At 63.8% G+C, this 21,162-nt stretch carries 25 protein-coding genes and 1 tRNA gene; 25 read left to right on the top strand and 1 reads right to left on the bottom strand.

From position 1 onward, the window contains the following. The first annotated feature begins 242 nt into the window (after positions 1–242). The 25 genes from ABD927_RS00700 (at position 243) to ABD927_RS00580 (ending at position 20,105) form a co-directional block, all read left to right on the top strand. A complete protein-coding gene (locus tag ABD927_RS00700; RefSeq protein ID WP_345245284.1) occupies positions 243–629 on the top strand; it encodes a RusA family crossover junction endodeoxyribonuclease in 387 nt (128 codons plus the stop codon). A gap of 120 nt (positions 630–749) precedes the next feature. Further along, entirely contained in the window at positions 750–1,091 is a 342-nt protein-coding gene (locus ABD927_RS00695) for a hypothetical protein (RefSeq protein WP_345245282.1), read from the top strand. A 58-nt stretch (positions 1,092–1,149) separates the two neighbouring features. Continuing rightward, positions 1,150–1,320 carry a hypothetical protein gene (locus tag ABD927_RS00690; RefSeq protein WP_341433573.1) on the top strand — a complete coding sequence of 57 codons (171 nt, stop codon included), beginning with the start codon at positions 1,150–1,152 and terminating at the stop codon, positions 1,318–1,320. A gap of 4 nt (positions 1,321–1,324) precedes the next feature. Continuing rightward, positions 1,325–1,399, top strand: a tRNA-Arg gene (locus ABD927_RS00685). Between the two features lie 36 nt (positions 1,400–1,435). Continuing rightward, positions 1,436–1,624: a hypothetical protein gene (locus ABD927_RS00680; RefSeq protein ID WP_345245277.1), complete on the top strand. Its 189-nt coding sequence runs from the start codon at positions 1,436–1,438 to the stop codon at positions 1,622–1,624. Beyond that, positions 1,594–2,040: a terminase small subunit-like protein gene (locus tag ABD927_RS00675; RefSeq protein ID WP_345245275.1), complete on the top strand. Its 447-nt coding sequence runs from the start codon at positions 1,594–1,596 to the stop codon at positions 2,038–2,040. The genes ABD927_RS00680 and ABD927_RS00675 overlap by 31 nt, the downstream gene beginning before the upstream one ends. 22 nt (positions 2,041–2,062) lie before the next feature. Further along, positions 2,063–3,349: a hypothetical protein gene (locus ABD927_RS00670; protein WP_345245273.1), complete on the top strand. Its 1,287-nt coding sequence runs from the start codon at positions 2,063–2,065 to the stop codon at positions 3,347–3,349. A gap of 6 nt (positions 3,350–3,355) precedes the next feature. Then, the gene (locus ABD927_RS00665; RefSeq protein WP_345245920.1) at positions 3,356–5,527 is read left to right on the top strand and encodes a portal protein; all 2,172 of its coding nucleotides are present in this window, start codon (positions 3,356–3,358) and stop codon (positions 5,525–5,527) included. 10 nt (positions 5,528–5,537) lie between these two features. Continuing rightward, entirely contained in the window at positions 5,538–6,287 is a 750-nt protein-coding gene (locus tag ABD927_RS00660) for a hypothetical protein (protein WP_345245271.1), read from the top strand. A gap of 221 nt (positions 6,288–6,508) precedes the next feature. Continuing rightward, positions 6,509–7,681 (top strand): P22 phage major capsid protein family protein, encoded by a 1,173-nt coding sequence (locus ABD927_RS00655; protein WP_486352025.1) that lies wholly within the window; start codon positions 6,509–6,511, stop codon positions 7,679–7,681. Between the two features lie 42 nt (positions 7,682–7,723). Next, positions 7,724–7,984, top strand: coding sequence for a hypothetical protein (locus ABD927_RS00650; RefSeq protein WP_345245269.1), 261 nt, complete (start codon positions 7,724–7,726; stop codon positions 7,982–7,984). Between the two features lie 45 nt (positions 7,985–8,029). Further along, a complete protein-coding gene (locus ABD927_RS00645) occupies positions 8,030–8,731 on the top strand; it encodes a hypothetical protein (protein WP_345245267.1) in 702 nt (233 codons plus the stop codon). 31 nt (positions 8,732–8,762) lie between these two features. After that, a complete protein-coding gene (locus tag ABD927_RS00640) occupies positions 8,763–10,148 on the top strand; it encodes a hypothetical protein (RefSeq protein WP_345245265.1) in 1,386 nt (461 codons plus the stop codon). Next, positions 10,148–10,696 (top strand): hypothetical protein, encoded by a 549-nt coding sequence (locus tag ABD927_RS00635; protein WP_345245263.1) that lies wholly within the window; start codon positions 10,148–10,150, stop codon positions 10,694–10,696. The genes ABD927_RS00640 and ABD927_RS00635 overlap by 1 nt, the downstream gene beginning before the upstream one ends. A 7-nt stretch (positions 10,697–10,703) precedes the next feature. After that, positions 10,704–11,039, top strand: coding sequence for a hypothetical protein (locus tag ABD927_RS00630; protein ID WP_345245261.1), 336 nt, complete (start codon positions 10,704–10,706; stop codon positions 11,037–11,039). A gap of 11 nt (positions 11,040–11,050) precedes the next feature. Next, a complete protein-coding gene (locus ABD927_RS00625) occupies positions 11,051–11,356 on the top strand; it encodes a hypothetical protein (protein ID WP_345245259.1) in 306 nt (101 codons plus the stop codon). Further along, entirely contained in the window at positions 11,353–11,769 is a 417-nt protein-coding gene (locus ABD927_RS00620) for a GNAT family N-acetyltransferase (RefSeq protein ID WP_345245257.1), read from the top strand. Before ABD927_RS00625 ends, ABD927_RS00620 begins: the two co-directional genes overlap by 4 nt. A 121-nt stretch (positions 11,770–11,890) precedes the next feature. Then, on the top strand, positions 11,891–12,673 hold the full coding sequence (locus ABD927_RS00615; RefSeq protein WP_345245255.1) for a tail fiber domain-containing protein: 783 nt from the start codon (positions 11,891–11,893) through the stop codon (positions 12,671–12,673). Then, the gene (locus ABD927_RS00610) at positions 12,673–14,103 is read left to right on the top strand and encodes a hypothetical protein (protein WP_345245253.1); all 1,431 of its coding nucleotides are present in this window, start codon (positions 12,673–12,675) and stop codon (positions 14,101–14,103) included. The genes ABD927_RS00615 and ABD927_RS00610 overlap by 1 nt, the downstream gene beginning before the upstream one ends. Further along, positions 14,103–16,406, top strand: a complete 2,304-nt coding sequence (locus ABD927_RS00605; protein ID WP_345245251.1) for a phage tail tip lysozyme — start codon at positions 14,103–14,105, stop codon at positions 16,404–16,406. The genes ABD927_RS00610 and ABD927_RS00605 overlap by 1 nt, the downstream gene beginning before the upstream one ends. 322 nt (positions 16,407–16,728) lie before the next feature. Further along, on the top strand, positions 16,729–18,240 hold the full coding sequence (locus ABD927_RS00600) for a tail fiber domain-containing protein (protein ID WP_345245249.1): 1,512 nt from the start codon (positions 16,729–16,731) through the stop codon (positions 18,238–18,240). After that, positions 18,237–18,620: a hypothetical protein gene (locus ABD927_RS00595; protein WP_345245247.1), complete on the top strand. Its 384-nt coding sequence runs from the start codon at positions 18,237–18,239 to the stop codon at positions 18,618–18,620. Before ABD927_RS00600 ends, ABD927_RS00595 begins: the two co-directional genes overlap by 4 nt. 23 nt (positions 18,621–18,643) lie before the next feature. Then, positions 18,644–19,072 carry a hypothetical protein gene (locus ABD927_RS00590; RefSeq protein WP_345245245.1) on the top strand — a complete coding sequence of 143 codons (429 nt, stop codon included), beginning with the start codon at positions 18,644–18,646 and terminating at the stop codon, positions 19,070–19,072. Then, positions 19,069–19,548 (top strand): hypothetical protein, encoded by a 480-nt coding sequence (locus ABD927_RS00585; RefSeq protein ID WP_425570144.1) that lies wholly within the window; start codon positions 19,069–19,071, stop codon positions 19,546–19,548. The genes ABD927_RS00590 and ABD927_RS00585 overlap by 4 nt, the downstream gene beginning before the upstream one ends. Further along, positions 19,545–20,105, top strand: a complete 561-nt coding sequence (locus tag ABD927_RS00580) for a DUF2514 family protein (RefSeq protein WP_345245243.1) — start codon at positions 19,545–19,547, stop codon at positions 20,103–20,105. Before ABD927_RS00585 ends, ABD927_RS00580 begins: the two co-directional genes overlap by 4 nt. On the opposite strand, the gene ABD927_RS00575 is transcribed toward ABD927_RS00580, so the two are convergent. Further along, positions 20,063–21,064, bottom strand: a complete 1,002-nt coding sequence (locus ABD927_RS00575; RefSeq protein WP_345245241.1) for a tyrosine-type recombinase/integrase — start codon at positions 21,062–21,064, stop codon at positions 20,063–20,065. The genes ABD927_RS00580 and ABD927_RS00575 overlap by 43 nt on opposite strands. Positions 21,065–21,162 lie beyond the last annotated feature (98 nt).

The raw sequence follows: 21,162 nt of genomic DNA, 5'->3' as shown, positions 1-21,162 counted from the left end.
CGGTGCGTTGACGTTGATGAAATGATGCCATCGGTTTCATTGAACGTCAATACCAATGGTTTTATCGGAAACCCGGAAACGGAGGCAACTGCGTGATGGACCGAACTGGACTGACGCAACAATCCGCGCGCGCAGAGGCCCAAAATCGGCCCGTGGTTGAACGATCGGAATGCGATGAATGCCGAGGCAGCGACACGACCGGAAAATCGCCTGTAGGGGCTGTAAATCGGTCAGCGGTTCTTGTGCTCCCCTATCCCCCCTCCGTCAACGGCTATTGGCGCACGCCCCGCTCTGGCCCCATCGCTGGCCGCACGCTGATCTCCGAGGCCGGCCGCAAGTACCGGGCCGAGATCGGCGCCCTGATCGCCGCTACACGCTCGGCATTCGGCCTGACCGGCCGCCTGCGCGTCGAGATCGCGATGCACGCGCCGGATAAGCGACAGCGCGACCTGGACAACATCACGAAATCGCTGCTGGATGCGCTGACGCATGCCGGGGTGTGGGTGGATGACAGCCAGATCGATGATCTGCGCCTGCGGCGCGAGCGCATCATCCGCGGCGGCCAAGTGGTGGTGTCGATCGAAGAGATTGCGCCGGCTGTGGCGCAGGGGAGCCTCTTATCATGCTGACCGCCGATCAACTGCGCAATGAGATGCGCCATGACCCTGCAACTGGATAGTTCCAGAGAAGGGGGCGCGACGGCAGCGGGGCAACCCTGGAATTCATCGCACGACAAGTAGGAGGTAGCCATGACCGTTGCCACAGCAATCAATCCTGGAATGACCTGGGCCGAACGCCGCAGGTGCGGCCAAGTGCGTACCGCGGCCGCTGCCAAGCTGCGCCGGCGTGGGCTGGCTGTCCCGTGCAATGTGACCATGGACCGGCTGGTAGCTCTGGTGGAAGAAGTCACCGGCCAGCCGCCTGGGCGAGACCCTGTGCAATACCTGCTCGACTATTCTAACCGTCCAGAAGGGGCCGCACCTCGCGTCCTGAACCTGATTGGACGACCCGAATGGAACCCGCTGGCCGATCCCGCATGGCGCCGCATGCTCGAACGCCTCTCTGAGCCGCTCACGCTTGCAAAGCGCTAGGTTCGATACCTACATTCGCCCGTGTCAACCCTCCCCTCACGTGAAACAGGAGCAGACCATGTCCAGCAAGGAACTGAAAGGCGGCAGCGCGTCCACCGGTGCCGGCTATGCCGAGCGTTGCCGCACCGCCCCGGCCAAGAGCATGAAGATGACGCCGCCTCCCGGGCCGAAGGCCGAGCCGGTGCGCCTGAACGGCGTGCCCCGCGTGGGCGGTAACGGCATCAAGTGACCCACGGCGGCGTAGCGCAGCCTGGTAGCGCGCCTGCCCCCTAAGCAGGAGGTCGTTGGTTCGAATCCAGCCGCCGCAACCCTATGAAGGTCCGTACGATATCCACTCAAATCCCATGACCTATGCCGACACCGTGAAGCGCCGCGCTGAGCTGCGCGACAAGTTGGGCAATGAGCGCCTGACCGACTTGCTTGCCCGCGAGGTCGAGCGACGCCGGCTCGAGGTGGCCTGCAACCAAATCCAGATGCGGGCGCGGAGGATGAGGGCTACCCCATGGCTGCTCGTAAACGGCCGGCGAATCTGAAGGAAGGCTCCGGCAACGGCGCCTTCGACTATCCCGGCGCCCTGGACGAGATTTGCGACCGGATCGAGGGCGGCGAGACGATGGCTGCCATCGCCGCCAGCAAGGGAGTGCATCGCTCCCAGCTGACGCGGTGGGCTGCTGCCAACCCCGATCGCAAAGCCCGAATCGACATGGCCCGCACTGCATCCGCCGATGCGCTAGCCGAAGCGGCCGATGAGGACATCCGAAACGCGAAGGACCAATTCCAGTTGCGCAAGGCCGAAGCTCGCGCCCACCACCTTCGATGGTTGGCCAAGGCACGCGACCCGAAGCGATTCAGCGATCGTATGGTCCAAGAACATACCGGCGAAGGGGGCGGCCCCCTGCAGGTCAACATCGTGAGGTTCGGTCAGGGCAGCGATCAATCTTCCGAATAACTGGACGCCGCGTGCGTACCAAATGCCTGCGTGGACCTACCTGGAGAACGGGGGAAGGCACGCCGAGTTGGTATGGCATCGTCGCTCTGGCAAAGATGACCTGGGCCTGCACTGGACCGCCGTGGCGGCGTTCGAGCGCGTCGGCACCTACTGGTACATGCTCCCCCTGGCGGCCCAGGCCAAGAAGGCGATATGGAACGCCGTCAACCCGCGCACTGGCTTGAAGCGGATCGATGAGGCGTTCCCCGCCAGCATCCGCAGGCGCAAGAACGATCAGGAAATGTACATCGAGTTCGCAAGCGGTTCGACGTTCCAGGTCGTGGGCTCGGACAATTTCAACTCGCTGGTGGGCTCGCCGCCGGTGGGCCTCGTCTATTCGGAGTGGGCACTGTCGAACCCTGCCGCCAAGGCGTACCTGCGGCCGATTCTGGCTGAAAACGGCGGCTGGCAGATCTTCAACACCACGCCGCGCGGCAAGAACCACGCATATCGCACCCTGCAGGCGGCCAAGGAAGATCCCCGAGCGTTTGCGCAGGTCCTGACGGCACGCGATACCGGCATCTTGAGTGATGAGCAACTAGACGGGCTGCTAGCCGACTACATCAAGGACTACGGGGAGGCGCTGGGCACTGCCTATTTCGAACAGGAGTTCATGTGCTCGTTCGAGACGCCCGTCATGGGCGCGGTGTATGCCAAGGAGCTGCGTGAAGCGGCTCAGCGCATTCGAGCAGTCCCCTACGACCCGTCCAAACCCGTGCACTTGTTCTGGGACCTGGGGCGCGCTGACAAGACGGCCGTCTGGTTTGCCCAACTCGCCCCCTTCGAATATCGGGTTATCGACTACCTGGAAGGCGTCGGGAAGCACATCGGTGAATACATCGTCGAACTGCAGGCCAAACGGTACGTGTATGGCGATTGCTGGCTTCCCCATGATGCCAACAACGAACTGCTGGCGGCCGAGCGCACTGTGGCCCAGCAATTGCGTGCTGCGGGGTTCAAGACGCGCACAGTCACCAAGACCTCGGTGGACACCAGGATCGAGGCCGCCCGGCTCATGTTGCCGCTCGTATGGTTCGATGAACGCCGGTGCGAAACAGGCCTGGATGCCCTCAGGAACTACCGCTATTCCGTCGACGAGGACACCAAGCAATTCAGCAAGGAACCGCTGCACGACTGGGCCTCCCACGCCGCCGATGCATTCGGCTACATGGCTATTGCCCTCAAAGAACCCAAGCAGCGTTCGGAAGTAAAGCCCGCGCGCCGCGTCGTTGCTCCTGCCTCGCGCAGCGCCGGCGGATACTGGATGTAGGAGAGAATCAGGCCCCGCCAAACAAAAGCAGATCAGGACGTCGTCGCGCGCGCCCATCGCAACTTCGACAAGGCCGTCGCGTGGGAGCGCACCGCACGACAGCTCTACACCGACGACATGAAATTCCTGTTCGCCGACAGCGATAACCAGGAGCAGTGGTTGCCCGCGGTGCGAGCGCGGCGTCAGTTGGAAGGCCAGCCCATGCTGACCGTCAACAAGACGCACACGCACTGGCTACACGTGGTCAACCAGGCCAAGGCGAACCGCCCGGGGCTGCACGTCCACCCGACGGGCTCCGAGGCGACGTACGAGGCCGCCATGGTGTTCGAGAACATCATCCGGCACATCGAGTATGCCTCCGACGCGCAAACGGCCTACATGAACGCCTGCGAGTGCCAGGTGGGCGGCGGTATAGGCTACTGGCGCATCGTCACGGACTACGCCGACGACAACGGGTTCGACCAGGAGATATTCATCCGGCCGGTGCCGGACCCGCTGGCGGTCTACATGTCGCCGGTCAAGCGCAAGGACGGGTCGGACGCGACGTTCTGCATCATCTACGACGACATGCCACGCGCGCAGTTCGAGGCGAAATACCCCAACGTCGCGCCCTCGCTGGTCGGCATGAACGTGACCGAGTCCGGCTGGCTGACCAAGGATTCGGTGCGCATCGCCGAATACTACGAGGTCGAGGAAGGCAAGGAATGGATGTACGCCATTCCGAACGAGGGCGGCGGGTTTGCGTTCAAACGCGAGTCTGAGCTGTCCCCGCTGGAACGTGACCTACTCAAGGAACTGGCCACCAGCGGCGAAGAGGTGCGCCGGCGCCGCGTTGACAAGCGCACTATCCGCTGGTACCTGATCGCGGGCAACCAGGTCCTGGAGCGCAATACCTGGGCCGGCAAATGGATCCCCGTCATCCGCGTGGTGGGCGAAGAGGTCATCATCGATGGCAAGATGGATCGCAAGGGACTCGTGCGATACCTGAAGGATCCCCAGCGCATGTACAACTACAACACGTCGGCCCAGGTGGAGTTCGGCGCGTTGCAGACCAAGACGCCGTGGGTGGGGCCGCTGGAGGCGTTCGAGGGGCTGGAGAACTACTGGACCACCGCGAACCGCGAGAACCATGCCTATCTGGCCTACAACGGGATGGACGAGAACGGCAACCCCATCCCGAAGCCCGAGCGTCCGCAGCCTCCCCAGGCGGCCGAGGCGTTCACTGCGGGCATGCAAGCTGCCGCCATCGAGATGATGATGGCCAGCGGTCAGTACGAGGCCACGTTCGGCAAGCAGACGCAAGAGTTGTCCGGCGTGGCGCTGGACAACCGCAAGGACCAGGGCGAGCGCGCGACGTTCCACTACCTCGACAATCTAGCCAACGCGCTGCGGTTCACCGGCAAGCAGCTCATCGACCTGATTCCCAAGATCTACGACACGCGGCGCATCATCCGGATCATGGGCGAGGATGGCCAAGAATCGCAGATCCAGGTGGACCCGCAGGCTCGTGTAGCTCTCCAGCAAGAGCGCGACGCCGAGAACAACGTCATTCGCTCGATCTTCAATCCGGCCGTGGGCACCTATGACGTGGTGGCCAAGGCCGGCCCGAATTTCGACACGCGTCGCGAAGAGGCATTCCAGGCGATGAAGGAGCTGATCACCGGGGTGCCGCAGCTCGCGCAGGTCATCGGCGACCTGTTCGCCAAGATGGGCGATTTCCCGATGTCCGATGCCATCGCCGAGCGCATCCGCAACTGGATCCCGCCCGAGGTGCGCGGCGATGGCGCCACCGCGTCCGAGAAGCAGTTGATGGGCCAGCTCGAACAGGCGGCCCAGATCATTCAGCAACTGCAACAGGCGCTTCAGGACCGAACCGAGGAACTGAAGATCGCCAAGCAGCAGGTCGATACCGACGCGCTGAATCATCTGGCGCTGCGGATGGAGAACGAGCGCAAATCCACCATCGAGGCGTTCAAGGCCGAAACCGACCGGATGGCCAAATTGATCGCTGCCATTCCGCCCGAACTGCTGGCGGCCGTGGGAGTGCAAAGCACAAGCGACGCCCTGGATATGCCATCCCTTGCCGATGGCGAGAACGTTCCGGGCCTGTCCGGCGCCGAGGCATACGCAACCGGCCTGGTCGTCACCGACCTGGGCAAACCAGTAGGCCAACCCTGAAGAGGAACACATGAGCGAAACTGCCGTGGAACAACCGGCTGCAACTCAGCAGCAACCTGGCGCCGAGGGCGCGACCACGCCCACCGAAACGTCTACGCCGCCCGAAAAGCCCCGTGCCGATCCACCGGAATGGGCGATCCGCCGCTTTGGCGAACTGACGGCGGCGAAGAAGGCGGCCGACGAGCGAGCCGCAGCGGCCGAACGTCGCGCCGCAGAACTTGAGCAGCGGCTTTCGGTGCCTCCCCAGCAACAGCAGGACGGCCAAACGCAGCCCCAGCAGCAGCTTCACCCCAATGTGGTGGAACTGGCGCGCACGATGGCCCTTCAGGAGGCTCAGGCACTCGTCAAGCAGCAATCCATGGCCCAGCGGGTCACCTCCATCGAAGAAGCGGGCCGCAAGGAGTTCGGCGACGAGTTCGACCGCTCCGTGCAGAACCTGCAGATCGCTGGAATCGGCTCGCCCGAGTTCCTGGAGGCGCTGACGAGCATGCCCAATCCCGAAAAGGTGGTTCGGTTCCTGGGCGACGCCGCCAACATTGAGGAAGCCATGCGCATTTCCGGGCTGCCTCCGGTGCAGATGGCGATCGAGATGGCCAAATTGGCCCCCAAAGCGGTTCAGGCCTACACCAAAGCGATCTCCTCGGCGCCGGCCCCCATTGCCCCGATCGACGGCAACGGCCGCGCGGAGGGCGCGGAGCCCGACCCGAAGGACACCAAGGCCTGGATGGCCTGGCGCAATCAGACCGCGCGGCGTAGGTAGTTGCAAAACCTCGGGTTTGAGACCTACATTTGCCGCACGTGCCGCAAGGCATGGGTAGTGACCCGCAAGGGGTGGCGTAGGGTTTAGGCGAGCCCGGCAGTAAAAATCGTCGGTTGGCCCGGAATCAGTCTCCCGAGGGCAGAGACAGCAAGCGCAATCCCGCGCTTTCTCTCCTTTGCTCAACGGAGGCTATCAGGGCCAATTCGCTCCTCACCATCGACATGATCACCAACGAGGCAGTTCGTCTGTTCACGCAGACCAACGCCTTCCTGCGGACCGTGTCGCGTCAATACGACGACCAATTCGCACGCACCGGCGCCAAGATCGGCAATACGCTGCGCATCCGCCTGCCCAACGACTACCTGGTCGGCACCGGCCCGGCGATCACGCCCCAGGGCACGAACGAGCAGAACACCACGCTCACCGTGGCCACCCAGAAGCACGTTCCCGTGTCGTTCGGCACCGCCGAGAAAACCATGAGCTTGGACGACTTCTCCGAGCGCATCCTGGCTCCGGCGGTCAATCGTCTGGCGGCCGCGGTGGCCGGGGACCTGATGACGCTGGCCGACTCGTCCGCCACGCTGGTCATGAACACGGCCGGGGGCAACCTGGCAAGTCCGATTCCGCAGACGTGGCTGCGCGCCGGTGCGTATCTGGACCAGAACCTGGCTCCCCGCATGGATCGCCAGATCATCCTGGATCCCATCACCCAGGCGAACACCGTCGGCACGCTGGCCGGCCTGTTCAACCCGCAGCAGAAAATCAGCGGTCAGTACGAGACCGGCCTGATCACCAAGGACACCCTGGGTTTCGACTGGATGTACGACCAGACGACCAAGATCCACACGGTGGGCACCTTCTCCGCCGGTACGGTCAACGGTGCCGGGCAGACGGGTAACACCTTGGTGGTCAATGCCATCACCGGCACCCTGAACAAGGGCGACATCATCACGATCGCCGGCGTGAACGCCATCAACCGCCTGACCGGCCAGACCCAGGGCGAACTGCGGCAGTTCGTCGTGACGGCCAACGTAGCATCCGGGGCGACCTCCATCCCGATCTACCCCGCCATCGTGCCCGCCCCCGCGGCGTACAACACCGTCACGGCGTCGCCGGCGAACTCGGCCGCGATCTCTCTCGTGGCGACCGCCGGCTCCAGCTACCGGCAGAACCTCGCGTTCTATCCGGAAGCGTTCACGCTGGCGACCGCTGACCTGGAAATGCCAACGGCAGGTGTCGTACAGGCCGCGCGCGCCGAGTTCGACGGTGTCAGCCTGCGCATGATCGAGGCCTACGACGTCATGAACGACGCCCTGATCACCCGTATGGACATCCTGTACGGCTTCGCGGCAATCCGACCGGAATGGGCCTGCGTCGTCGCCGACGTGGTGTAAGTCAACAGGGAGGGCTTCGGCCCTCCCGTCCCGGGAGATCCCATGAACAATCGAGATTTCACCGCGCCGTACGTATTCCAGGAGTTCCCCAAGTGGGTAACGCTGGCCGACGGCTCACAGATCCTGGTCGAGAACGCCGAGGAAGAGGCGGTCGTGACCGAGGGCAAGAAGGAGGACGGCGATCCGGCTGCGGACGCCGAACGGGAAGCTCTGCTGGCGCAGGCCAAGGAACTGGGCCTGAAGGTGCATCCGGCCACCGGTCTGGACAAGCTGCGCGAGAAAATCGCCGCGGCGCAGGGGTAAGCCAGGTCTGTCCCGCTGCCTACCACCCCGAGCGACATCATCGAGTTGGCCCTGAAAACGGCCAACGTGCTGGGTGTCGGCCAGACGGCTGACGCCGAGGACATGAACGACTCGTTCAACCTCCTGAACATGATGATGGCGCAATGGCAGCGGCGCCGATACATGGTGTACGAGCTCGTGACGGCATCGAAGGTGGCCACGGGGCAGATTTCGTACACGGTTGGCCCTGGCGGCGACTTCGACATCCCCCGGCCTTCCAAGCTCGAATCGGCGTTCTTCCGCCAGCAGTTCAATCAGCAATTACCGGTGGACTACCCGTTCACGATCCTGCGTGCACGTGAGGACTACAACCGCATCGGCCTGAAAACGCTCAACGCATTCCCCCAGTTCATCTTCTACGATGCGGGTAACCCCGTGGGCAACCTCTACCCGTGGCCGGTCCCGAACAATCAGTACGAGATTCACATCACGGTCATGCAGCAGTTGCAGCAGTTCGCCAGCATGGACGAAGAGATCACGCTGCCGCCGGAGTACAAGGCGGCGCTGATGTGGAATCTGACGCTCGAGCTGTACCCCTTCTATGGGCTGCCGGTAAACGAGATCGTGGCGAAGAAGGCGGAGGCCTCCATGCGCATCATCGAAGAGGCCAACGCGCAGATACCTCGCCTGCAGATGCCTGGCAGCCTCCAGGGGCGCGGCGGCTCGTACAACATCTACGGCGACTACTACATCGGGAGCGCAGGCTAGGGCTAAGGTCGCGCTCACCACCGGCGCGTACATGGCGAAGAGCATCATCGCCAGCGCGCAGCGGTGCGTGAACCTCTACATGGAGCTGAATCCGAAGGATTCGACGTTCCCCACTACGCACTACCCGACCCCGGGCCTAGTGCGGCTGGCGCAATCCGCGCGCGCAGGGTGGCGATGCCTGTATGCCGCCTCGAACGGTAAGCTGTACGGCGTTTGCGGTACAGGCGTGTACGTCATCGCGAGTGATTGGACCCTAACTGAGCTCGGCACCATCGCATCGTCGTCCGGTCCGTGCTCGATGGTCGATAACGGCAACTCCATCGTGCTCGTGGACAACACGTCGGCGGGCTACACCATCCGCCTGGACGACAATCTGTTCGCGCCCATCACGCAGGATTCCTTCTACGGCGGCAACACGGTTCAGTACTCAGACGGGTTCTTCGTTCTGCCGCGCCCGGGAACCACGCAGTTCTACATCTCGCTGGCGTTCCAGACCGATTTCGATGCCACCGATTTCGCAAGCAAGATCGGTTTCAGCGACAAACTCGTCACCGTAGCGATCACCAAGCGGTACTTGTTTCTGTTGGGAACGTTGACCACCGAGGTTTGGTACAACGCCGGCGGAGACCTCTTCCCGTATGCTCGCATGCCGGGCGCCTTCATCCAGCACGGCTGTATTGCCCCCTTCTCGGTGGCCCAGATGGATGGCGCGGTGTACTGGTTGTCGCAGTCGCCGCAGGGCAAGTGCATCATCGTGCGCACGGAGGATTACGCGGCTGCCCGGATCTCGACTCACGCGATCGAGAACGAAATCCAGAGCTATCCCCGCGTGGACGACGCCCAAGCGTTCACGATGCAGATCGACGGCCACTTCTGGTACGTGCTGACGTTCCCGACCGCCAACAAGACGTGGGTGTTCGACCTGAGCACGAGCCAATGGCACGAGTGGCTGTGGCTGGACCAGGAAGGTGCGTTCAACCGTCACCGCGCCGCCTGCTTCGCATTCGCATATGGGCAGCCCATCGTCGGCGACTGGGAAAATGGCAACCTGTACCGCCTGGATCCGCTGGCCATGACTGACGACGGCGGACCGGTGGCTCGCATCCGGTCATTCCCGCACATGGTGGATGATGATTCCAGCCGGGTGATGTACCGGGAGTTCATCGCGGCATTTCAGGTCGGGACCGGCGCGGAGAATCAGGAAGTGCCGGTATTCCTACGCTGGTCCGACACCGCGGGGCGCACGTGGGGAAATCCGATCCGCGCGTCCTTTGGCGCCGAGGGCGACTACCTGAAATCGATCCAGTTCCAACGCCTGGGCATGGCTCGCGATCGCGTTTTCGAGTTGTCATGGTCCGCGCCCGTCAACACCGCACTGAACGGCGCGTTCGTGCAATACAAATCGGCGAACCAGTAATGGACACCCGGAGCGATATTCCTCTTCCTCAATCGGCTGTCCTAGCACCTGGCGGCCGTTTCGCCGAGGTCTGGTGGCGGTTTTTCCTGACCCTATGGAACCGGACCGGCGGCGCGGATGGAGAGGACGCCGACGCGCTGCGCAGATTGATTCTTGACCTGCAGGCGGCCGTCGAGGGGCAGCAGTACGGAAATGCCCTCGCGCAGATTCAGGCGGCACTCGATGAAGGCCAGATGCCTGCCGATGTCGCGCAGGCTGCCGCCATGGGCGTCATCGGCTGCATGGCGGCCGAGGCATTGCAGCGGTGCGAGTCGCTGGTGCCGATTCGGATCCAAGTGCCCGGTGGCGGACCTGTCAACGAATCGTCAGCGCGCGCTCGTGGAGATTTTCTTCCGCCCGAGCCCTACGCGCGCCAATCGCCGCCCATATTGCCGCCTGAAGTCTGGGCACACGGCATTCACGAAGCCCCGGAATTGCACGCCGTCGCCACCCCCACGTCCGCCGGCTTCATGAGCGCTGCGGATAAAGCCAAACTTGACGGACTATGAGGAAATCATGGCAACCAACTGGAAAGAACTCGTCAAGGGCGCCACGCTGACCGGAACCGCGGCTAGCGTTTACACGACGCCGGTGGCAACCCAAACCACCATTCAGGCGGCCAGCGCCACCAACGCCACGGGGGCGCCCATCACTGTCGCGATCTACGTCGTGCCCTCTGGCGAGGCGTTTGACGCGAAGTACCGCGTTGCACTGTGCAACGTCCCCGCCGGCGGCGTCTCGACGCCCTGGCAGGCGATCAACCACAAGCTGGAGCCTGGCGCGCAGATCTATGCCGACGGCAACGGCGCGAATCTGACCATCAGCGGCGCAGAGTACCTGCCCAATACCTAAAGGAGGCCAACATGGCACTCAACGGCAATGAACAGCTTTACATCAGCCATGGCGGCAGCGGGCAGGCAACCACGCCGGTCAAAGAAGTTGCGGCGTACGCGAGCACCAACGCATCACCGGCCACCACGAGCACGGCCGGCGTCGTAAAGAAAGCCGCCAGTGTGCCGAACCTGACGGACAACAGTGGCGGAACCTCGGGCGGCAACACGATTGCCGCTGTCACTGATAACGCCACGGCAGCCAATGCGATTGCGACGCTGGCCGCCAAGGTCAACGCTCTGCAAACCGCCCTGCGCAATGCGGGAATCCTGACGTGATGCTGGTCCAGGCGAGCCCCGAATTCGTCACTCACATCATGCGCGATCCTCGCGTGTGGCGCTGGGTGGCGGAGGACGGGGTGAGTCCGGGCGACGTGCGGTACCAACCTACCGCCACGTATTTTCAGTTTCAGGACAAGGGGTTTGTCATGTTCCGAAGGGTGACCCAGCGCATGAGGGAAATCCATGTTGCTACGAGACGCGGCGATGCAACCCTTGTCTCTTTTATCCACGAATGCCTTGATGAAATGCGACACCGCGGCGCGGCCAAGTTCATTGCCCCGATTGGTGATTGGAATGTAGCCGCGCTGCGCTTGGCGCGTCGCTGCGGTTTTGTCGAAGAGGGGCGCATCACGGGTGCCTACGTGCGCGATGGCGAACCTCGCGCATTGATCATGATGGGAGGCTGCTAGGAGCTTCATTACCGACGCTGTAGGCGACATCCTAGGAACAGGGGGGCAGGCCGATGCCGCCCTGGAAGCGGGCAATCTCTCTGCCGAGGCCACGCGGTATGGCATCGACAAGCAGATGGAGATGTTCCAGCAACTCCAGGAACGGCTCAAACCGTTCGTGGACGCTGGAGCCGGGACTGGGCTTCAGGGACTGCTCGGCATGTTGGGCGTAGGCCCGGGCGTCGGCAACTCGAATGCCATGTCGTCCTACCTGACCACGCCCTTCCAGTTCGATGCCTCGAAGCTCGACCAGACTCCGGGCTACCAGTTCACCCTCCAGCAGGGTCTCAAGGCGCTGAATAACCAGGCATCGGCCCAGGGCATGGGACTCTCGGGTGCCCAAAGCAAGGGGCTGCTGAACTTCGCCACCGGCCTGGCCAATCAGACCTACGGCGACCAATACAACCGCGCGCTGCAGCAGTTCCAGGCGAACTATGGGCTGGCCTCGGACCAGTTCAACCGCTTCTCCGGGCTCGCGGGTCTCGGCCAGAACGCCGCCGCGGGCGTGGGCAATGCCGGCATGCAGACGGCCTCCAATATCGGCAATCTGGCCCAGCAAGGCGCGGCCGCGCAGGGCTCGGGCCTCATTGGCGCCGCGAACGCGAACGCGAGCACGCTGGGGAATCTGGGGAATCTCGGCATGTCGGCCGCAGGCATCTACGCGCTGCTTTCCGACATGCGAACCAAGGAAGACATCGAACCCATCGGCCGCACGAAGAAGGGCCATACGCTCTACCGGTACCGCTACAAGGGCGATCCCACACTTCAGATCGGCGTCATGGCGCAGGAGGTTGAACAGGCCGATCCTGACGCCGTCATCGAGATCAACGGCGTGAAATACGTCGATTACTCGAAGGTGCACTGATGGTCGATTACGCATCCCAGATCCGCTTGCCGGACTACTCGCGCCTCGCTAGTGGGGTGCAGGGCCTGATTGGCTTGCAGGGCAACCTGCTGCAACAGCGCGCGCTGACCCAGCAGATGGAGGCCAACAAGGCCGCGTCCGAGGCCGCGAAACTTTCGACCGATCCTGTTACGGGACAGATCGACCAAGCCAAGTTCACGCAATTGCTCTCGCAGGGTGCTGGCGCCTACAACATCCCCGAGTACCTGGGCAAGTTCCAGCAGCTATCCAACGCTCAACTGGAGGCGAAGGCCAAGCAGCTTGATATCGCGCAAAAGCAACTCAGCTTCTTCGGCAGCCAGCTTGGCTCGCTGGTGAACATGGGCGAGCGCGCCACGCCCCAGGACGTGATCCGCACGCTGGCGAACGGCGTCCAACTTGGGATGATGACCCCCGAGCAGGCGCAGCAATACGCAACGCAGATTCCTTCCGATCCCAAAGAGCTGCAGTCCTGGCTGCGTCAACACTGGATTGGTCTCCAACGGACGCAGGAGCAAATCGGGTTGCTACCCCAGGGCGGCGCTGTCGATACCGGGGGCGCGCAACTGCTGACGAATCGAGACCCCATCACGGGCCAGATCTCGACCGCAGCAGTTGTACCCAAGACCCTTTCACCGGGCGAAGCGGCAACGCGCGTCCCCGTGTTCGTCGATGGCCAGCAAGGCACCGTACCGCTTGGCGCAACCGTGGGAGGGGCCGGCGCGCCTGCTGGTGGTCAGGGGCAACCCGGGGGCGCTCCTAATGGATTCCTCCCCACAGCGCCAGTGCTGGGGCAGGAGAAGATCGCCGCCGCCGCGGCGGATCGGTATAACTCGCTGGTCGAGTCTGCCAACAATGCGCCCACGGCGATCAACGGCTACGACCGTGCCCTGGAGGCGCTGGCCGGCGCTGGCACTTCGGGCGTGGCGGCAAATGCTAAGCTGATTTTGCCGACCATTCTGCAATCGCTCGGCCTCCAGGACGAGGGTGGTGCAGTTCAGAATTTCCAGTCCCTCAAGAAGTATCTGGCCAATGCTGGCGCGCAGGCCGCCTCGGCCGCCGGATATTCGGGCTCGGACGCACGCCTGTCCACGTTCACGCAAGGCCAGCCCGACCCGCAAAACATGAACCCGGGCGCCTTGCGAGACGCCATCCAGTACGTCAAGGCCCTCCAGACCGGCGTCATCGCCAAGAACAACGCGGCGCAAGCCTGGGTGGAGCAACACGGCGGCAACATGGCCAAGCTGCCCGAGTTCGAGCGCCGCTGGTCGAACGCCTTCAACCCTGACGTCATGGAACTGCGCAACCTGCCGCCCGAGCAGCAGCGGTCCTATATCGCCTCGCTCAAGCCAGAGAAACGCAAGGCCTTGATGGAGTCGTACCGCAAGATGTCGGAAGTGGGGGCGTTCTGATGGCCCAGTTCGAAGCGCTCGCGCCCCAGGTCGCATCACGCCTGTCCCAGGACCTGGGTATCACTCCCCAGCAGGCCGCCGGCATCATCGGCGCCCTGGGGTACGAGAGCGCGGGACTGCAGGCCATCAACGAGCACCAGCCGGTTGTTCCCGGATCGCGCGGCGGCTTCGGCTGGGCGCAATGGACCGGACCACGCCGCCAACAATTCGAGGCGTTCGCCAAACACGTCGGGTTGGATGTGAAGGATCCCGAGGCGAACTACCAGTTCCTGGTGCACGAATTGACCAACACGCCGGAAGGCGCTGTGTTGGACGCCATTCGCGGAACCGACGACCCGAAAGCGGCCGGGCGCCTGTTCACTGAGCAATTCCTGCGTCCCGGCGTCCCAGCCATGGCCAAGCGTGATTCTTGGGTGGAGCGCGCGGCTGCCGCCATCTTTCCTTCTGCCGAGGCTGCGCCCATGACCGACAAACTGGCGTCCGACCCGCTTTGGCAGATGCTGAACGATCAACCGACCGCCGGTGGTGGGCGTGAGGTGTCCGAGCGGCTTGCGGCAGACCCCGTATGGCAGATGCTGAACCAACCCGGCGGGACCACCCAATCGCGCGCGGAAGACGGCGCGCTGGTACTGGAGATGGGCGGCACGACGCCGGCACCGGAGAAGAACCCAGCAATTGCCGCGATCGAGGGGCTTGGGCGTGCGACGAAGAACTTTGTGCGTGGTGCCTATCAGGGCTTGACCGACCTGGCGGCCGGCATAGGACAGGAGTCTGTTCACACCGGCGCCAAAATCCTGACTGATCTGGGATACGACAAGAGTGCTCTGGCTTCAATCCTGGGCTCCAGAGACGCCGAAATCGCGCGGCGGGAGTCTGAGTACCAGGCCGCCACGCCGGGCTCTGCTGCGGCCGGCATTGGCCGTTTGGCTGGATCCGTCGCGCCGCTCATGGTCGCCGGACCGGCTGCTGCCGCGCCCATCGTTCGCGGCGCAGCGCTAGGCGAGCAGCTTCTGGCCCGCTCGCCGGCGTTGGGGCGCCTGCTCGGGTCGATGGCCGGAGGCGCATTGCAGGGCGCCGGCTTTGGCGCTGTGACCCCGGTCACCAGCGGCGACTACGATGCAGCGCAGCGCAGCAATATCAGCGGTGGCGCGGCAATCGGCGGCGCGTTGCCTGCGGCTGGTGCCGGGCTGCGCGCACTGGGCCGCGGCATAAGCAATTCGGTGGGTGGGAATGTCTCGCCCGAAGTGGGCGCGCTGGCGCAAGCAGCCAAACAGCGCGGCATAGATATCCGTCCCGATCAGTTGATCAACAGCAAGCCGGTGAACGCCGTGTCCGCGACGCTCGACTATGTTCCGTTCTCGGGCAAGGGAAGCGCGCTGACCAAGCAGCAAAAGCAGTTCAACACCGCTATCTCGCGCACCATCGGCGAGAACACCGACAACGTGATGCAGGCGATCAAGGACGCAGAAAAGCGGCTCGGTAACGAGTTTGATCGAGTGCTGAAAAGCAATGCCGTCAACGCTGACCAAACATTTCTGAACGACCTGGGCCGCATTCTCACAAACGCCCGCAACGAAATGACCGACCCGCAGTATGGGGTCGTGGTGCGCCAGGTGGACAACATCTTGGGCAAGGTCAAGCCGGGCGACATCATCGACGCCGATGCGGCCTACAACATTAAGATGGGGCTCGACCGCCTCGGCAAGAGCAATGATTCGACGCTCGCCTACTACGCCAGGGAAATGAGAACCTCGCTCATGGATGCGCTAAATCGGTCATTGCCCGATCGCGGCGCGTCCTTTGCAAAAACCCGCCAGCAGTGGGGCAACCTGATGGAGTTACAAAAGCTGGCCCCCCGTGGCGCCGAAGGGGACATCTCTGCCGCGCGACTGGCAAATGCTCGCGGGATCAAATCAGCGGATCTCGGCGAACTGGCAGATATTGCGGCGCAGTTTTTGAAGGGACGTATGGGAGATTCGGGTACCGCTCAGCGTCTGCAAACGCTGGCCGGCATGAGTTCTCTGGTGCCGGGGGCAGCCGTTGCGCCGCTGACAACGGCAGGAACAGTCGTTGGTGGGAGGCTGGCTAACTCAATGCTGGGCAACACCGGACTGGCGAGTCTTATTGCGTCGCGTGCGGTAAACCGCGGGCAAGTCGCGGCTCTCCAGGGTGCAGCCGGTGGTCCGCTCCCATTCACGCAAGTCACTCCGCTGCAGAGGCTCTTGTACCCATCCCTCGCTTACGAAGGGACTGGCGGACTGGCGCGGCTGGGGGTCTCCAAAGATAAGCCCGCTCGGCCGTAGCCCATGAAAGCCTTCCCACAACCCGTAGACGAAGTGGGCCACGCAATAGATGCCCACGAAAACCCAGAAAGTCGCCGTGAATTCCATGCCGCGCGCTCAGTAGGAGATTGACAGGAGCACTTTACTACCAAACGGAGTCCAGTACTTCTGGGACAACAATGGGCGCCCCATCGTCGGCGGGAAGGTCTACTTCTACATCCCGAACACGACGACGCCGAAGGATACCTATCAGGATGCCGAGCAGACGATCCTGAACCCCAACCCCGTAGTTCTCAATGCGCGGGGGGGCGCCACGATTTGGGGCACTGGCGCGTATCGCCAAGTGGTCTACGATCAGTACGGCAATCTGGTGTGGGATAGGTACATCACCGACACAGCCTATGCTGCCACGCAAGATGTCGCCGACCTCGCGGAAGAGGTAGCGCAGGTACAGGCGAGCGTGGCCCAGGTTAGCGATGATCTGTCAGAGCTTGAAAGCAATCTGTCAATTGAGGTTACATCGAAGCGCTTTGAGGGCACAGCTTCTGACGATGCCGGCACCCCAGATGCCGTATTCCGGGTTACCCGAACGGTTGGCGGAACGGCATCGCCGCACGCCTTTCGCGACCAGACAGCATTCAAGCCTACGGGCGCCAATCAGGCTGCGTGCAGCTTCGACGCGGCGATGACATCGAGCAGTTCGCAGAACATCGACCATACGGTCGGTTTCCAGTCACGCAGCACGCACAACGGGCCCGGATCTGTCCGTATTGTTTATGGCTCGGAATCGTCCAACGTCATTAATGCTGCCATCACGTCGGCCATTTCGTTCTTCAGCCAGGATCGGATTAACGCTCCCACTACGAATGTGTGGGCGTGCCAGTACCGTCCAGCGATCTACGCTGCAGTGACGAACGCATACGGCTATGTCTTCAACCCGGCCGTGAACGACGGCGCATCCATTACCAACAGCATAGGGTTGCGCATCGAGGGCGTGCAGGGCGCCGGCAGCGGGTCGGTAACGAACGAGTACGGCGTCTACATCAAGAACCAGACGCTAGGAGCAAATCGGTACCCGATCTATATCGAGGACACGACGGCCCGGAACTACATCGGCGCCCTGACCCAGATCAACCAGACGCTGCAGGTCGGCGGCGGTTCGCGGTTGTCGTTGGGCGGCGCGAACTCCGGCGACTATCCGGCGATTACCTGGAACTACGATCCGCGCGCCAACACCTACATAGCTGCGCTTGCCGCATCTGGGTTCCAGTGGAGCGCCAATAATTTCCTCTTTCGGGCCGCGCCGCCGGGATCGGCTGGCGCCACGCCAACGTTCGAGACGCTGCTCAATATTCACACGACGAACGATGCCAACTACGGCGCCGTGTTCCCAGGCCTGGCGGGCGCACAAAAACTCGGTATCTCGTCGTCGCGCTGGAGCGAGGTCTTCGCGGTCAACGGGGCCATCAATACGTCCGACGCGCGCGAAAAGACGGCGGTCCGTCCGCTGACAGCTGCGGAAATCAATGCCGCAAAGCAGCTCGCGCGCGAAATCGGTGGTTTCAAGTGGCTGGCCGCGGTGGCGGCCAAGGGCGAGGCCGCGCGCACGCATATCGGCATGACTGTGCAGCGCGCCGTCGAGATCATGCAGGCCAACAGCCTGGATCCATTCGCCTACGGCTTCATCTGCTACGACCAGTGGCCAGAGGAAAGGGACGACAAGGGCAACATCACGATCCCGGCCGGCGACGCGTACAGCTTTCGCAAGGACGAGTTGCACGCGTTCATCCTCGCCGGCTTTGAAGCGCGGATTTCGGCGCTGGAAGCGAGTTCCGGTGAGGGTGTGGCGTCATGAAAACCATCCGCAGTTGGATCGCGCGATTTTATGTCTCGGCCTCGATCCTCGTGACCGTCGGCATCGCGATGGTGGACCCGTACAGTCAGCACGCCGACGCCATGAGCACGGATGGGACGGGCGGCGTGTTCGCGATCCTGCTTCTGGGCGGCGTGGCGCTCGCTGGCCTGGTCGACGTGGCGGTCAATGACTGGTCCCCGGAGCACATCCACCTGCCGCTGACGCATCGATACCGACACGTGGTGTTCATGCTGATGGCGATCGGTCAAGTCGCCCTTACGTCGGTCATTCTTCAATCCGGCGACATCCGGCCCGTCATCGCGCGCTACCTGCTCGACGCGCTCGTATCGGTCATCATCGCCGCCACCGGCGTCCGTTAACACTACTTCGAAAAGGTGATCGCGTGCCGCCGCTTCAGCTGATTGCGCGGACGCGCACCATCCTATTGCTCCTTTGGCCCGTTACCGTCCACGCCGCGGCGATGACGTTCGGCGAGGCCATGGAGCAGGTGACGGGGTTCGAATGGGTCGCCGTGGCCGTGCTGTCGACGTTGGCCGGCGCGACGGCGCTGCTCATCAAGATTTCTGGCATGGCCAACGAAGATCCGCCGGTGTCCGTGCATAACATGCCGCTGCTCATTGGCGCGCACATGTGCGGCAGCTGGCTGGCCGGCCTGATGACCTTTTTCGCTGCCAAGCATCTCGAATGGGGGCCCATGCTGGTGGCGCTGTCCATTCCGGCCGTGGCGTTCGGCGGAGCCCGAGGCTGCGAGTTTTTTTACAACCTGATAATCGCCGGCAAGCTGCGGGTGAGGCTTGAGGACACGAAATGATGGAACCGGAAGACGTCCTCGCGCAGATCGTCGAGCCAACGCTGGCGCTGCTGCCGCTCAAGATGACCTCGGACGAGGCGAGGGTCATGCTGCTGGCCATCGGCCTGCAGGAAAGCAGATTCGAGCACCGGCGGCAAGTCGGCGGCCCTGCCCGCGGCTTCTGGCAGTTCGAACAGGGCGGTGGCGTGCATGGCGTGCTGACGCATGCAGCCAGCCGGCCCGACGCGCTGCGCATCTGCGCACTGCGCGGCGTCACGCCCACCGAGCGCGATGTGTACCAGCGCTTGGCGGTCGACGACATACTGGCCTGCGCGTTCGCCCGACTGCTGCTGTGGACGGACCCGGGCCCACTGCCTGCCGCCCACGATCCGTCCGCGGCATGGGCGCTCTACCTCTGGACCTGGCGACCCGGCAAGCCGCACCCGGAGACATGGGACGCGCTGCATGCGCGCGCAGTAGCGGCGGTGACGGCATGAACATCCTATCCACCCTGGCCGGCTGGCGTGGATACGCGGCCGTGGCGGCGATTTCCGGCGTCGTCGCGGGCGCTGGGGTGGGCGTGGTCCAGAAATGGCGCTACGGGGCTGAAATTTCGACCTTGCAAGCCGCCCGTGCCCAAGAACTACAGGCGGCGAGCGACGCCGCTTACCAGGCGTCCGAGAAATATCGAGAGCTGGAGCAATCTACCCAGGAGGCAGCCGATGCTGCACGCACGCAATTCGAAACCCAGCGCGCCGCGGCGGATGTGGCCGCTGCTGGCGCTGCTGCTGAGCTTGGCCGGCTGCGCCAGCAGCTCGATGCCCTTGCCGCCCGTGGTGGTGGCCCCGCCGCAGATCCCGGCGCCGGATCCGGCACTGATGGTGCCACCGACGGCGCCGCCGTGCTGCGGTACGTGGTCGGCAGCTGCGCAAGCCGATATGTCGACGTGGCGGCAGAAGCTGACCGGCTCGGCGCCCAGGTGATGGGGTTGCAGGGATACGTGCGGGCTATTCAGTCCAGCCGTGAAGCGATGTCCGCCGCCGATGCCCGGTAATAGACCAACAGGCTGCGCGGGTCGCGGTGCCCGACCATCCGGGCCAGCTCCAGCAGATCCAGCTTCTTGGCCAGCCGTGTGATGGCGGTGGCGCGCGCGTCGTGGAACGTCGGGCCTTCGATGCCGGCCAGGGCGCGCCCCTGCCTGAAATACACATCCAGCAATGCGGACGACAGCGTGAACACCCGTTCCTCGTCCACCCCCTGCATGGCCTCCAGCAACTCAACCGCGCAGCGGGACAGCGGCACATCCCGGGGATCGCCATTCTTGGTGGCCGGCAGGTGCGCCACGCGGCGATCCAGGTGCACATATTCCCAGCGCAGGGCCAGCAGCTCGCCGGCCCGCATGGCCGTCTCCAGGGCCAGCAGCAGCGCCACGGCGGCCTGCTGGCGTTTATCGGCCGGCGTCCCGCCCTCGTAGCCTAGCGCCTCCACGATCCGCTCGGCCTGGCCCGGCTGGAATGTCGTGGTCCGCGCGCGGCTGTCGGCCGGCTTCTCCACGTCCGGCCAGGGGTCGTGGTCAACGAAGCGCCACTCCCCCATCCGTGCCCGCCGCCAGATCGCGCGCAGCAGCGCGATGTCGCGCAGCACGGTGGCGCCCTTGACCGCCGGGGTATCGGCCGTTCCCGCCAACCGGCGATCCCGCCATGCGGCCAGGTCGGCCGGCCCGATGTCCTGCATGGTCATCTCGGCCAGAGGGTCGCGGCTGATGGCGGCGATCCGGGTGCGCTCCCAGCGTTCACCGGCTTTGCCCGGGCTGACCTCCTCGGCGTACTTCTGCATGACCTCGGCCAGCGTTCTGCGGATGACCTTGCCGCCGCGCACGGCTGCCAGCTCGGCTTCCCGCCGCGTCGCCCACTCCTGCGCCTCGCGCTTGGTCGGGAACGTGGCGCTCTCTCGGCGGCCGTGGCGCATGATCTCCGCGCGCCACGTGTCGCCGCGCTTGCGGTAGGAGGGCATTGGCGTAATCCCTGGCGGGCAAATGGCGTAACAGAATAGCCAAAATTGCCGGCGAATGTGGGATCGTGTTGGAATGCCGGGGCCGGCAGGCACCATAA

Source organism: Pigmentiphaga soli, assembly GCF_039541095.1.
In the GTDB taxonomy this organism is placed as follows: domain Bacteria; phylum Pseudomonadota; class Gammaproteobacteria; order Burkholderiales; family Burkholderiaceae_B; genus Pigmentiphaga; species Pigmentiphaga soli.
Note: the sequence above shows the minus strand (reverse complement) of the source record. Positions and strands in the feature narration are given on the sequence as shown.